Annotated in this window: 15 protein-coding genes and 1 rRNA gene; 3 read left to right on the top strand and 13 right to left on the bottom strand. The window is 60.4% G+C overall.

The genetic code is table 11. The features are described 5' to 3' along the window. Positions 1-211 precede the first annotated feature (211 nt). The 3 genes from EZI54_RS09985 to EZI54_RS09995 are packed head-to-tail and all read left to right on the top strand — an operon-like array spanning position 212 to position 3,076. Positions 212-2,098, top strand: coding sequence for a penicillin-binding protein activator (locus EZI54_RS09985; RefSeq protein ID WP_131481527.1), 1,887 nt, complete (start codon positions 212-214; stop codon positions 2,096-2,098). Positions 2,099-2,102: 4 nt separating this feature from the next. After that, positions 2,103-2,483: a YraN family protein gene (locus EZI54_RS09990; protein WP_131481529.1), complete on the top strand. Its 381-nt coding sequence runs from the start codon at positions 2,103-2,105 to the stop codon at positions 2,481-2,483. Beyond that, a complete protein-coding gene (locus EZI54_RS09995) occupies positions 2,480-3,076 on the top strand; it encodes a D-sedoheptulose-7-phosphate isomerase (RefSeq protein ID WP_131481531.1) in 597 nt (198 codons plus the stop codon). Before EZI54_RS09990 ends, EZI54_RS09995 begins: the two co-directional genes overlap by 4 nt. 85 nt (positions 3,077-3,161) lie before the next feature. Here EZI54_RS09995 and EZI54_RS10000 read toward each other — a convergent pair whose 3' ends face one another. The 13 genes from EZI54_RS10000 to rrf all read right to left on the bottom strand — a co-directional run bounded on the left by EZI54_RS10000 (position 3,162) and on the right by rrf (position 13,091). After that, positions 3,162-3,569, bottom strand: coding sequence for a ClpXP protease specificity-enhancing factor (locus EZI54_RS10000; RefSeq protein ID WP_207389192.1), 408 nt, complete (start codon positions 3,567-3,569; stop codon positions 3,162-3,164). Positions 3,570-3,629: 60 nt separating this feature from the next. After that, positions 3,630-4,259, bottom strand: a complete 630-nt coding sequence (locus EZI54_RS10005) for a glutathione S-transferase N-terminal domain-containing protein (protein WP_131481535.1) — start codon at positions 4,257-4,259, stop codon at positions 3,630-3,632. 113 nt (positions 4,260-4,372) lie between these two features. Beyond that, positions 4,373-5,131 carry a cytochrome c1 gene (locus EZI54_RS10010; protein ID WP_131481537.1) on the bottom strand — a complete coding sequence of 253 codons (759 nt, stop codon included), beginning with the start codon at positions 5,129-5,131 and terminating at the stop codon, positions 4,373-4,375. Further along, positions 5,131-6,363, bottom strand: a complete 1,233-nt coding sequence (locus EZI54_RS10015) for a cytochrome b (RefSeq protein WP_131481539.1) — start codon at positions 6,361-6,363, stop codon at positions 5,131-5,133. Before EZI54_RS10015 ends, EZI54_RS10010 begins: the two co-directional genes overlap by 1 nt. After that, positions 6,363-6,959, bottom strand: a complete 597-nt coding sequence (gene petA, locus EZI54_RS10020; RefSeq protein WP_131481541.1) for a ubiquinol-cytochrome c reductase iron-sulfur subunit — start codon at positions 6,957-6,959, stop codon at positions 6,363-6,365. Before petA ends, EZI54_RS10015 begins: the two co-directional genes overlap by 1 nt. A gap of 223 nt (positions 6,960-7,182) precedes the next feature. Then, positions 7,183-7,575, bottom strand: coding sequence for a 30S ribosomal protein S9 (rpsI, locus tag EZI54_RS10025; protein ID WP_131481543.1), 393 nt, complete (start codon positions 7,573-7,575; stop codon positions 7,183-7,185). 12 nt (positions 7,576-7,587) lie between these two features. Further along, positions 7,588-8,016, bottom strand: coding sequence for a 50S ribosomal protein L13 (rplM, locus tag EZI54_RS10030; RefSeq protein ID WP_123636756.1), 429 nt, complete (start codon positions 8,014-8,016; stop codon positions 7,588-7,590). Between the two features lie 188 nt (positions 8,017-8,204). After that, positions 8,205-8,987, bottom strand: a complete 783-nt coding sequence (locus tag EZI54_RS10035) for a TatD family hydrolase (RefSeq protein ID WP_131481545.1) — start codon at positions 8,985-8,987, stop codon at positions 8,205-8,207. Positions 8,988-9,009: 22 nt separating this feature from the next. Further along, positions 9,010-10,590 (bottom strand): peptide chain release factor 3, encoded by a 1,581-nt coding sequence (gene prfC, locus EZI54_RS10040; protein ID WP_131481547.1) that lies wholly within the window; start codon positions 10,588-10,590, stop codon positions 9,010-9,012. Between the two features lie 88 nt (positions 10,591-10,678). Further along, entirely contained in the window at positions 10,679-11,338 is a 660-nt protein-coding gene (locus tag EZI54_RS10045) for an energy-coupling factor ABC transporter permease (RefSeq protein WP_131481549.1), read from the bottom strand. Then, a complete protein-coding gene (rimI, locus tag EZI54_RS10050; RefSeq protein ID WP_131481551.1) occupies positions 11,339-11,830 on the bottom strand; it encodes a ribosomal protein S18-alanine N-acetyltransferase in 492 nt (163 codons plus the stop codon). It abuts the gene before it with no gap. Then, the gene (locus EZI54_RS10055; RefSeq protein WP_131481553.1) at positions 11,830-12,666 is read right to left on the bottom strand and encodes a hypothetical protein; all 837 of its coding nucleotides are present in this window, start codon (positions 12,664-12,666) and stop codon (positions 11,830-11,832) included. Before EZI54_RS10055 ends, rimI begins: the two co-directional genes overlap by 1 nt. A 309-nt stretch (positions 12,667-12,975) precedes the next feature. After that, positions 12,976-13,091: ribosomal RNA gene (gene rrf, locus EZI54_RS10060) — 5S ribosomal RNA — on the bottom strand. Positions 13,092-13,096: the final 5 nt, after the last annotated feature.

A 13,096-nucleotide genomic window follows, 5' to 3' on the forward strand; every position in this document is an offset into this window, starting at 1 on the left:
TCGTTCCTGGGGTTGCGCGATAAGGGCCGGTTATCCGGATGACAGCGACGTCATGAGAATTCCCCGGCGAACTGGTAAACTCGCTTCTTGGCAAATTTCCGGCATGATGCCCATGTTCCGCCGGCACCACAAGCGACGGCATGGCTGGACGCGCCGCGCGATCGGTTGCGGCCGCGGAATTCTGAACCCTTCGCCCTACTGTGAGCATTGCATGACGATGAGAAATTTTCTTCGCATTCGCCCTGCGTTTTTCCTGGCCCTGGTCGTCCTGATGGCCGGTTGTACACCGATGGGCATCCAGCCCGATCAGGCCGACACCCCCGAGGGGGCGCTGGCGATTGCCGAATCGTCCGGTTATTCCGACACGGCCCTGCGCGGCCTGTTGGGCACCGCGTCCCGCTACCAGGACGCGGGACGACACAAGGACGCGCGCACCATCCTGCGCAGTGACGCCTTCGACAAGGCCCAGGGCGAGACGCTCAACCAGTACCGCCTGCTGGCCATGGGCAGCATTCTCGCGCTCGACGACCGGACCTGGGCCGCAGACTTCTCTGACGCGCTGCCGGTGGATCAGTTCTCGAAATATCCCGACAACCGCCAGTCCCAGGCTGCCCGCCTGCAAGCCAACACGTTTGAACTGGCCAGGCAGTACCTGAAGGCCGCACAAACGCTGATCGCCTCCACCCCGATTCGCCCGGATGGTGGCACCCTCGCCGACAATGATCGGATCTGGCAGTTGCTCAAGCGCGCCCCGGACAGCCGGCTGACCCAGGCGGCGCAAACCGCCATCGGCTACGAGCAGCAGGGCTGGCTGGAGCTGGCGCTGTCCCTGCGCCAGCCCGGCGTCACACTGGACACCCAGGGCCGGACGATTCGCCAGTGGCAAAAGAACTGGCCCGATCATCCGGCCGCTAACCCACTTCCCAGTGAACTGCGCCTGATCATCACGCTCTCCGAGGAACGCCCCGGGCATATCGCTCTGGCCCTGCCCCTGAGCGGCCCGCTGGCGGAAGCCGGCCAGGCGATCCGCGATGGCTTCTTTGCCGCCTTCTACGAAGACGACCAGCGCAATGGGGATACAAAAACCCGCGTCCAGGTCTACGACACCAACGACCAGCCCTTCGACGCACTCTACGATAAGATCCAGGCCTCAAAGCCCGATCTGGTCGTCGGACCGCTCGACAAGTCGGCCCTGGCCAAGGTCGCCGACCGCGCTTCCCTGCCGACGCCGGTACTGGCCCTGAATTATCTGGAAGACGGCCAGGCACATCCCGATCAGCTGTATCAGTACGGCCTTTCCGCTGAAGACGAAGCCCGCCAGATTGCCGACCGGCTGGTGGCGGACAAGCGGACGCAGGCCGTCGCCCTGATTCCCTGGGGCGACTGGGGCGACCGCGTGGAAAGCGCCCTGATCCAGCGCATGAACGAGGATGGCGGCCGGATCCTGAACGCCGTCCGCTATGATCCGAACGAAAACCTGCGCAAGACAGTGGCGGATCTGTTCGGCATCGACCAGAGCCGTCAACGGGCCATCACCATTGAACGCACCATTGGCCTGAACGTGGAGTTCGAGCCCCGTCGCCGGCAGGACATCGACGCCATTGTCCTCGTTGCCTCACCGACCATTGGCCGCCAGCTCAATCCGTTGTTTGCCTTTTATTTCGGTGGAGACCTCCCGGTCTATGCACCCTCCACAATCTACACCGGTCAGCCCGATGCCAGCCGGGACAGTGACCTGGAGCGAGTGCGGTTTACCGACATCCCCTGGATGCTGAATCCGGACAGCAAACGGCGCCAGAGAGCCCAGGCCGCACTGCCCAACGTGACCCAGCGGTATGGTCGTCTGTTTGCCATGGGTATGGACGCCTATGCCCTGTCATCCAAACTGCAGCTGCTGTCGCAAGTCCAGGGCAGCGATGTCGACGGGCTGACGGGCACGCTAAGCATGACATCGGACGGCCTCGTCCGCCGGGAACAGGGCTGGGCCATATTCCAGCAGGGCGTGCCGGTACCGCTGGACGAACCGGTCACAGAAGGTGTGACGGACGACGGGGCGCAGGAATCACCCGCCGACACCTCCGCCCTAACCGGCGAGTAATCCAATGCGCGGGGCCAGGGACGGTCGGCGTAAACAGGGCGAGCACGCCGAAGAGGCCGCTGCTCGCTACCTGGCGCGCAAGGGCCTGCACGTCATTGGACGCAACTTTCATTGCCGGGGTGGCGAGCTGGATATTATCGCCCGGGATGGTCAGACACTGGTTTTCGTTGAGGTCCGCTACCGCGGGACGAGCAGTTACGAAAACCCCATGGAATCCGTCACCCCACGCAAACAGCAACGCCTGATTCGCGCCGCGAATTTCTACCTGCAGCGGCACCAACTGTGGCAGTACCCCTGTCGCTTCGACGTCATCGCCATCGAGCCGGGACGGCTACGCCGCTATCGGGCCCATTGGATCAAGAATGCTTTTGATGCCTCAACATGACTGAACAATCTGCCGATTCCCTGATCAACGCCATGTTTGCCGAGCACATGGAGAACGCCGCGCATGCCGCCGCCGAAGTCGGTCCGGCGCTGGACGCCGTTGCCGACACGCTCGTGGCCTCCCTGTTGACCGATGCCAAGATCCTGATGTGCGCCAACGGTGCGGCCAACTGCCTGACGCAGTATTTCTGCACCAATCTGCTGAATCGCTTCGATCAGGACAGACCGGCGCTGCCAGCCATCAACCTGGGCGCCGACGCCACCACCTTTTCCGCGATTTGCCGGGACAACCGCTTCAACGAGACCTTCTCGCGCCAGGTCCGCGCTTTGGGCAAAGACGGCGATACACTGTTCGTGCTGGTCGACGACGGCCATAAGGCCAACCTGATTCAGGCGATCCAGGCGGCCCACGACCGGGGTATGAAAGTGGTGGTCCTGAGCGCCCGGGAAAAAACCGATGTCACGTCGCTGCTGCACCCGGACGACCACGAACTGGCCCTGCACGACCTGGGCAATGCCCAGGCTATCGGCGTGTTCGTCCTGATCATGAATGCCCTCTGCGCGCTGGTGGACCAGAAAATCTTCGGCGGCTGATCGGGAGCCGGACGTCCCAACCAGCCACAAAAAAGCCGACCCGCGGGTCGGCTTGCTTCCATTCATCCTGCGCCATCGCTGGCGTTTATTTCACAACCTTGAGACTGGGCTTGCCGGAGGGGCGCTCAGGCTGACTCTGCCCATCGCCGGAATCCGTACCCGGACCATCCGGGTCCGGCGTGCCTGGCTCGCTGCCAAAGACCATGCCCTCTCCGTTTTCCCGGGCATAAATGGCGAGCACAGCAACCATCGGCACCGATACCTGCATGGGCACCCCGCCGAAACGTGCGTTGAACTCAAGGGCACTGTTCCCAATCATCAACCCCTTGACGGCACTGGGACTGATGTTGAGGACAATCTGGCCGTTGGCCACGTGCTCCGCGGGCACCTGAACCCCCTGCACCCCCGCATCCACCAGGATATAGGGCGTACAGTGGTTGTCCAGAATCCACTCGTTGAAAGCGCGCACCAGATAAGGCCGGCTTGCTGTCATTCTGAATGCCTTCTCAGACATAGCGCCTCCCGCTCAGGCTCGAAAATACATGGATCCGACTTAGCTGCGAATGTCTTCTTCGAGATCAGACAGGCTCGCCTTGAATCCCTCGCGCTGGAACAGACGCTCCATGTACTTGATCAGCGGTTTGGCCTGCTTTTCAGAAAGTTCGATACCCAGGGCCGGCAGGCGCCAGAGGATCGGTCCAATACAGCAGTCAACGATCGTAAACTCCTCGGAGAGGAAGAATGGCATCTCGCCAAACAGCGGCGCGGTGGCCAGCAGGCTTTCACGCAGTTCCTTGCGAGCGGCCTCGGACGCCTTGGCATTCGGCTGCGCCAGGATCTGGTCGACCAGGCCGCACCAGTCCTTCTGGATCCGGTGGATCATCAGGCGGCTGTTGGCCCGGGCAACCGGATAGACTGGCAGCAACGGCGGATGCGGGAAACGCTCATCCAGGTACTCCATCATGATGTTGGGCTCGTAGAGCACCAGGTCACGATCAACCAGTGTGGGCAGCGCGTTGTATGGATTCAGGTCGGAGAGTTCCTCCGGCGGGTTATCGGGATCCACGTCGACAACGTCCACCGTGACGCCCTTCTCAGCAAGTACGATACGCACCCGGTGGCTGTAGTGGCTCGCCGGATCGGAAAAAAACGTCATTGATGACCGCTTGGTCACAACGCCCATAGAACTACTCCACGATTGCAGATACACAGAGATGAAATGGCTAAACGCAAAATTCCAGCAGGGTGGCTTGCGCCCCGCTGGAATTCATGCAAAGCGGGATTATACCTGATTCTTTAGTGTACGTCTTTCCAGTACTCCCGATTGAGCAGGAAAGCAAACACAAAGAAGATGGCGATAAAGATCAGGACAAACATCCCGAGCCGCTCCCGTTCGTGCTTGACCGGGTCGGCCATATAGGCCAGGAAATTGGTCAGATCGTACATCGCTGCATCGAAGTCGGCCGGATCCATCGAGCCTTCCATCGCCCACTCCGGGCAGATCGTGTCATTGACGACGTTGCCGCTGAGCGGATCGACGCCGGCCTGATGGCCGATTTTCGGCGCGACGGCGCACAGCCCCTGCATGTTTACCAGCACATGCGGCATGCCCACATTCGAGAACACGACATTGTTGACACCCATCGGGCGGGAATCGTCCTTGTAGAATCCACGCAGGTAGGAGTATATCCAGTCCGTGCCGCGCAGGCGCGCTTCCAGTGTCAAATCAGGTGGCGGATTACCGAACCAGGCCTCGGCCTGTTTTGTATCCATGCTGTTCTTCATCAGCTCGCCAATCTTGGCGCCGGTAAAGATCAGGTTATCCTCGTAAAGCTCCTCGGGAATGCCGATGTCGTTCGCCACGCGCTTGTAGCGTGCGTATTCCATCGAGTGGCAGCCCATGCAGTAGTTGGTGAACAACGCCGCGCCCCGCTGCAATGACGCCTTGTTGGAAAGGTCGGGCTCCATATGATCGAGCGGAACGCCTCCCCCGCCGGCGGCCATACCCAGAACCGGCAGACAAACCAGGAAGAGACCAGCAATTATTTTTCTCATCAGCCTGTCACCCTCTCCGGAACCGGTTTTGTGTCTTCCATCCTTGTATAGAACGGCATGAGGATAAAGTAGAGGAAATAGAGCACCGTCAACACCTGTGCCAGACTGGTGCGCAGGGTACTTGGTGGCTTGATACCCAGGTAGCCCAGGATGATAAAGCTGATCGCAAAGACGGCCAAAGCCACCTTGCTCATCCAGCCCTTGTAGCGCATCGATCTGACCGGACTCCGGTCCAGCCACGGCAATACGAACAGTATGGCAATCGCGGCGCCCATCACGACGACACCCCAGAATTTCGCCGGCAGACCGAACAGGTCTATGGTCACCGAACGCAACATCGCGTAGAAGGGCGTGAAGTACCAGACCGGCGCAATATGCTCAGGGGTCTTCAGTTGATTGGCCGGCTCGAAGTTCGGCTTCTCCAGGAACAAACCGCCCATTTCCGGAAAAAAGAACACCACGACGCAGAAGATAAACAGGAACACCGCCACACCGACGATGTCGTGCACCGTGTAGTAGGGGTGGAACGGGATGCCATCTTTGGGAATGCCGTTCTCGTCCTTGTTCTTCTTGATGTCGATACCGTCCGGATTGTTCGACCCCACCTCGTGCAACGCCAGGATGTGCAGCACCACCAACCCGAGCAGCACGATAGGCAAGGCAATCACGTGCAGCGCAAAGAAACGGTTAAGCGTAATCCCGGAAATCAGGTAGTCACCTCGAATCCAAAGCGAAAGATCGTCGCCGATAACCGGGATAGCGCCAAACAGGTTGACGATTACCTGCGCGCCCCAGTAGGACATCTGTCCCCACGGAAGCAGGTAGCCCATGAACGCTTCCGCCATCAGCACCAGGTAGATCAACATCCCGAAAATCCAGATCAGCTCGCGCGGCTTCTGGTAGGAGCCGTACATCAGGCCCCGGAACATGTGCAGGTAGACGACGATGAAGAAGGCGGAGGCGCCGGTTGAGTGCATATAGCGCAGCAACCAGCCCCACTTCACATCGCGCATGATGTACTCCACGGACGCGAAGGCACCTTCCGCGGTGGGGTTGTAGCTCATGGTCAGCCAGATTCCGGTCACCAACTGGTTGACCAGTACCAACATCGCCAGCGAGCCAAAGAAGTACCAGACATTGAAGTTCTTGGGCGCGTAATACTGGGCCAGGTGCTTGTTGTATGCGTCGACAATCGGCAGTCGGGCATCAATCCATTGAATGAGTTTTTGCATCACGCGGCCTCCGGATCAAGACCAATGGTCAGAGTCGTCTCAGAGTCGTAACGATACGGGGGGACTTCCAGGTTCAGGGGCGCCGGCTGGCTCTGGTAGACGCGGCCGGCAAGATCGTAATGCGACCCATGACACGGACAGAAAAAACCGCCCAGCCAGTCCGGCCCCAGATCGGGGGGCGCGACTTCCGGCCGGTAGGTCGGCACACAGCCCAGATGAGTGCAGATCCCCACCAGGACGGCAATTTCAGGCTTGAGGGAGCGGTAGATGCCGTCTATGTATTCCGGTTGCTGGGAGGCTTCCTTGGACTGGGGGTCTTTGACCGTATCATTCAGCTTCTTGATATTCTCGAGCATTTCGTCGGTCCGGCGCACAATCCAGACCGGCTTACCACGCCATTCCACGGTTACCTGCTGCCCGGGCTCGATCTTGTCAATGCTGACCGATACCGGGGCACCCGCCGCCTCGGCCTTTGCGCTGGGATTCCAGGATGCTACAAAGGGAACGGCTGCCCCGACGACACCCACCCCCCCAACGACAGACGTAGCACCAATCAGGAAGCGGCGCCGGCTTCGGCTCACGTCGCCATTATTCATTATGGTTATCTCCCACCAGGCGATGCGAAGCTGTCCGTACAGGCCGCACATCGTAAGACTTCACAACCCGAAATTTAGTTGTTGAAAATAGTAGTTAAATACCCAGACCCTTACAAGTTGGCAATCCGTCCCGCGCATCGATAGCGACGCCGTCCAGATGGCTTTCCTGAATTCCAGCCAAAAAAAAGCCCGGCAGAGCCGGGCTTTTCGACAAGAGCGCCAATTAACGCTTGGAGTACTGAGGACGCTTACGCGCTTTCCGCAGACCCACTTTCTTACGCTCAACGCTACGCGCGTCACGAGTCACGTAACCCGCCTGACGCAGCGTCGGGCGCAGGGTTTCGTCGTAGTCCATCAGAGCGCGGGTCAGGCCGTGACGGATCGCGCCCGCCTGGCCACTGGTACCACCGCCTTCAACGGTGATCTTGATGTCAAAACGCTCTTCAGATTCTGTCAGGGCCAGCGGCTGGCGCACGATCATCTGCAGGGTCTTGCGACCGAAGAACTGCTCGATGGTGCGATTGTTGATGGTGATGTTACCGCTACCCGGCTTGATAAATACGCGCGCCGTAGAAGTTTTGCGGCGACCAGTACCGTAATTTTGTGCTACAGACATATCCGCCTTCCGTTAGATGTCGAGTTCTTTGGGCTGCTGGGCTGCGTGCGGGTGCTCAGCGCCGGCATAGATTTTCAGCTTCTTGAACATGGCGCGACCCAGCGGGCCTTTCGGCAGCATGCCCTTTACGGAATGCGCAATCACCTGTTCAGGCGCTTTGTCGATCAGCTTCTCAAAGTTGATCTCGCGAATACCACCCGGGAACCCCGTGTGGTGATAATACATTTTGGCGCCGGCCTTCTTGCCTGTGACACGCACCTGCTCTGCGTTGATCACAACAATATAGTCACCCGTGTCGACGTGAGGGGTATATTCCGGCTTATGCTTGCCCCGCAGACGAAGGGCGATTTCGGTTGACAGACGACCCAGCGTCTTGCCGGCTGCGTCTACAACGTACCAGTCACGCTTTACGCTTTCTGGTTTCGCACTCAGAGTCTTCATTGATTCCGCCTTTGTAACGCGTATAACAAACGTTAAAGGCCACCGCTAACCAGCGCATTCCACGCTCAACGGAGACCTTCGACCTAATAATCTTGCAGCGTTGCATCATTCGGGGCTGAGATGAATACATCGCCTTGAAAAGCCAGGGCGCGCAGTATATAGAAATCGGCCGCACATGCCAAGCCCTGCTAGCTTTTTTGCATCTCCCAGGAGGTTCCGTAGAGCGCCCCCACGTTGGCCAGCAGTTGCGCGCGCAGGTTCGCTTCCGTCTCCCGGCGCAACTCACATAACGCCTTGAATATAAGGGGCAGGCACGTTGGCCGGTTGTCGCCCTTGGGGACACCTTCGGGCGGCATGTCGGGAGCATCGGTTTCCAGGACCAGACGCTCCAGCGGCACCGCGGCAACCGCTCTCCGGGTTTTGCTCGCCCGAGGGTAGGTAATTACCCCACCCACTCCCAGGTAGCAGCCTATTTCCGTCAGCGCCCGGGCCTGCTCCGGGCTGCCGGAAAAGGCATGTACCAGCACCGGCGCCGTGAGGGTACGGCGCCGCAGCGTGGCGGCCACTTCATCATGGGTTCGCACCGAGTGAATCACCAGCGGCAAGCCCAGCTCAACGGCCAGATCCACCTGTGCCTCAAACCAGGGTTGCTGAGCCGCCAGATCCCCTTGCAGCCGGTCCAGCCCGCATTCACCCAGCCCCACACAGCCGGTGGGCCGGCTGGTCAGCATCGACTTCAAACGCTCCAGGTCCGCCTCGCTGTGCTGATCGACAAACCAGGGGTGGATCCCCAGGCAATAACGCATCATCGGATCTTCAGTCGCAATGGCCTGGACCCGGGACCAGGTCGCGGCTTCCACTCCGGGGATGACCAGACCGATGCCCTGCCGGGCCCGGAAGTCGCGGAGTATGGTCTCCCGCTGCCCGTCGAAACAGGGAAAATCGAAGTGGCAATGGGCATCGACCAGCATGGCTGTGCTCCCGTCCCGGGCTTCAGTGTTCCCGCGTTTTGTTGAAGCGGATATCCGGATGCCGCTCCTGGGCCAACTGCAGGTTGACCATGGTCGGCGCGATATACGCCAGGCGATCGCTGCCGTCGAGTGCCAGATTGTCATAGGCCTTGCGCTCAAACTCATCCAGCTTGCGTTCGTCGTCGCAGGTTACCCAGCGGGCCGTGGCCACATTGATGGGCTCATAGACCGCCTCGACCTTGTACTCGCTCTTGAGACGCGCAACCACGACATCGAACTGCAGGACGCCAACCGCACCCACGATCAGATCGTTATTCTTCATCGGGCGGAAGACCTGCACCGCCCCTTCCTCGGACAACTGGATCAGCCCTTTTTGCAGCTGCTTTGCTTTCAGGGGGTCTTTCAGTCGGATACGGCGGAACAGCTCCGGAGCAAAGTTCGGGATGCCGGTGAACTTCATATCCTCGCCGGTGGTGAAAGTGTCCCCCAGCTGGATCGTGCCGTGGTTATGCAAGCCGATAATATCGCCGGCGAAGGCCTCGTCGGCATGCTCCCGGTCGCCGGCCATGAAGGTCAACGCATCCGCCAGGCGCACGTCCTTGCCGATCCGCACGTGGCGGGCCTTCATGCCCTGGCTGTAGCGGCCGGAGACAATCCGCAGGAACGCTACCCGATCCCGGTGCTGGGGATCCATGTTCGCCTGGATCTTGAACACGAAGCCGGAGAAGCCGTCTTCAACGGGCTCCACGGTGCGGGTGTCTGTCGCCCGCCCCTGTGGCGCCGGCGCCCATTCGACCAGGCCGTCGAGCATGTGATCGACGCCGAAGTTACCCAGGGCCGTACCGAAGAAAACCGGTGTCAGCTCGCCCCGCAGGAAGGCATCAAGGTCGAAATCGTGGGATGCACCCTTGACCAGTTCAATTTCATCGCGCAGGTCCTGGGCATACGCTCCGATGGCTTCGTCCAGCTCGGGGTTATCCAGGCCGCTGATGATGCGACGTTCCTGGATGGTATGACCCTGGCCACTCCGATACAGGATGACTTCGTCCCGCAGCAGGTGGTAGACACCCTTGAAGTTCTTGCCCATACCAATCGGCCAGGTAATGGGAGCGCAGGCAATCTTCAGGACGTCTTCCACTTCGTCCATCAGTTCGATGGGATCCCGGGTATCACGGTCCAGCTTGTTCATGAACGTCAGGATCGGGGTATCCCTCAACCGCGTGACCTCCATGAGTTTGATGGTCCGCTCCTCGACCCCCTTGGCGCTGTCGATAACCATCAGGCAGGCATCCACAGCCGTCAGGGTCCGGTATGTATCCTCGGAGAAGTCCTCGTGGCCCGGCGTGTCCAGCAGGTTGACCAGCTTGTCCGCGTAGGGAAACTGCATGACGGATGTGGTTACGGAGATCCCCCGCTCTTTCTCCATCTCCATCCAGTCGGACTTGGCGTGCTGGCCGGATTTCTTTCCCTTGACGGTACCGGCGGTTTGCAGGGCCTTGCCGAACAGCAGGACTTTTTCGGTGATGGTGGTCTTACCGGCGTCCGGATGCGAGATGATCGCAAACGTTCGCCGCTTGGCGATTTCCGCGGAAAGCGAAGTCATAGTGTAAATAGCCTGAATTGACGGAAATGGAATGGAAAGCCCGACATTATAAATTCTGAACAGCCCGGACGCGAACCCGGACTACTCCCTACAGGTAGCGACTCTCTTCCAGCGTCACCAGACGCTGGGGATGAAAGACCATCAGGCTTGCAACGACCACGCCATTGACGAAGGCTTCCGGAATCACGAGCAAGGGCATGTAGCGGAGATACTCGGTGTAGAGAACATGCCAGTCGTAAACATCGGCGAGGCCGAGGATACCAACCATGACCGTGCCGGATACCGCAGCAGCGATCGCGGCGCCAAAGTAGCCACAGAAGAACAGGTAGGCAAAGAACAGGCGAAAACCGCATCGCCGCTCCCAGAGCACGATGCCGTAGGTCACGATCACCGGCAGGACGACGGTGACCACCCCATCAAGCCCAATTGCCGACCAGGGCTCGTGACCAATGAGGGCCATAACGGCCAGCGCCGCCACGCCAGCCAGCATCGCAAAGGCCCACCCCAAGGCCAGCGTGACTGCCGTCAATCCCAGCACGTGGATGCTCAAACCCGGGGATAGGCCGGCCCGCACCAACCACAACAGGACCAGCAGGATCACACTGGCAAAGACGGTATGCTGGTAGAGTCGTTCGACAGCGAGTTGGTCCCAGTCGGCGGACCAGGCCGCAAGCGCCAGTACTCCGAGCAGGACGGCGTCCATGAGCCAAAGCCATCCTGCGCCAAGCAGGTCCGGCGTCAGGCCCACTCAGCCGGCCTCCGGCCCTTCCAGCGCAAGGACCAGGGCATCCTCCCTGACCGGCGATGCGGGATAGTAGCCCGGGCGCTCCCCGATCTGAACAAACCCCTCAGTCTTGTATAGGTCGATGGCGATGGCATTGGAGCGCCGGACTTCCAGCAGCACCCGCTGCATATGCTCCCGGAAGGACTCCCGGATCAGGTGGCGAAGCAGCAGGCGCCCCGCTCCCGATCCGCGCCAACGGGCACCCACGCACAAGTTGAGAAGATGCGCCTCGTCAAAGAGATAGGCAACGACGGCGTACCCCTGCAGCCCGTCCCCGTCGGCCAGCCCCCAGAGCCGATAGTCTGGCCGAAAGCAGTCCCGGAAGATCGCCTCGCTCCAGGGATGGGAATAGCCGGTCAACTCGATAGAGAGAATGTCAGGAATATCGGTAGGGGCGAGCGACCGGATTCGGCGGGTTGCCGAAGCCACTTGCCGGTAAGATTGCTCCGGCTCCATCAGCGCGCTCCGGTCACGCGGTCCTGCAGCCGATGCCATAGGCTGCGCTTCTTCTCGTGGTCGCCCGCCAGGGCGGCGAGCGGATCGGGCGCGTCGAAAATCTTCCCGGACAGTCCCTCAACGAGGGCCCGGTGTTGCTCTGGGTCCTCACTCAGAACGCCGAGGCAGAGCAGCTGCCTCTCGCCCACTTGATCGGCCAGGGAACGCAGGATCATGCGAAGGTCCCGGTCCGCACTCTTCAGGACACGCGGGTTGTTGAAAACCGGCCAGACCAGACGTTTTTGCTCCACGTCAGTGTCGCCCAAAGCGCGAAGGATATTGGCTGCCAGCTTGGCCTGGAGATCCTCGCTAACGTCAGTCGACATGGGACTCACAAGAGCGATGCGCTGGCCCCACCAGATGCCCATATCGGTACGGATATTCGCCAACACGGACGATGCCTCATCGGCTTCAGGTACCGACTCCGGGCTACGCTCCGGCGCGGAATCCGGGGCGGGAACCTCCGGTTGCGGCGCGGCGACGTCCGCCTCCGCTGTGGTCGACGTTTTCGCCGGCCCAGAGTCAGAGGGATTGGGCCCATCACCAATGCTCTGGAGGAGTTCCTTAACACTTTTCCCTGGAGGAAGCGTGGCCTGGTCCGGACGATGACGAGAAGGGCGGGAAGCGCCGGCCTCCGCCGGGGAGGCACCCTCCGGGGTCTCCGGTTCGGAGAAATCGAAATCCGGACTCGGCGCGGCGCCTGGTAGGGGAGCACGCGCGTACCAGAGCTGAACGCCCATGCGGGAGAGATAGTACTGGCGTTCGGCTTCTGTGGCGGTCATGGAGCTGTGTGGCAATACCTGTCTGCGGAATTCGGAGACACCGAAGGGGTGTTTTCGTTGTGATGAGTATACGTTATTCGGGACCGGGTGTTGATGGTTGGGGTGGTTATGGTTGCTTTGGCAGGGCGCCTGCGGCTATCGGGTGTAGGCATGCTCCGCTCACGATGGGAGAGCGGTTCGGGAGCAGGCTGAGACCGGTTGTCCTGGGGTCGGGATGGATCGGGCGATCTGCCGCCCTGCGGGCCCCGGTTTGCCCCGCAGGTCACTTTTGTGGGGCCAATAAAAAACCCCGACACCTTCCGGTGACGGGGTTTTGTATTAGGAGCCTGACGATGACCTACTCTCGCATGGGCAAACGCCACACTACCATCGGCGCTGGTCCGTTTCACTGCTGAGTTCGGGATGGGATCAGGTGGTTCCGGACCGCTATGGTCGTCAGGCAAAA

Source organism: Marinobacter halodurans (genome assembly GCF_004327985.1).
Classification (GTDB): domain Bacteria; phylum Pseudomonadota; class Gammaproteobacteria; order Pseudomonadales; family Oleiphilaceae; genus Marinobacter_A; species Marinobacter_A halodurans.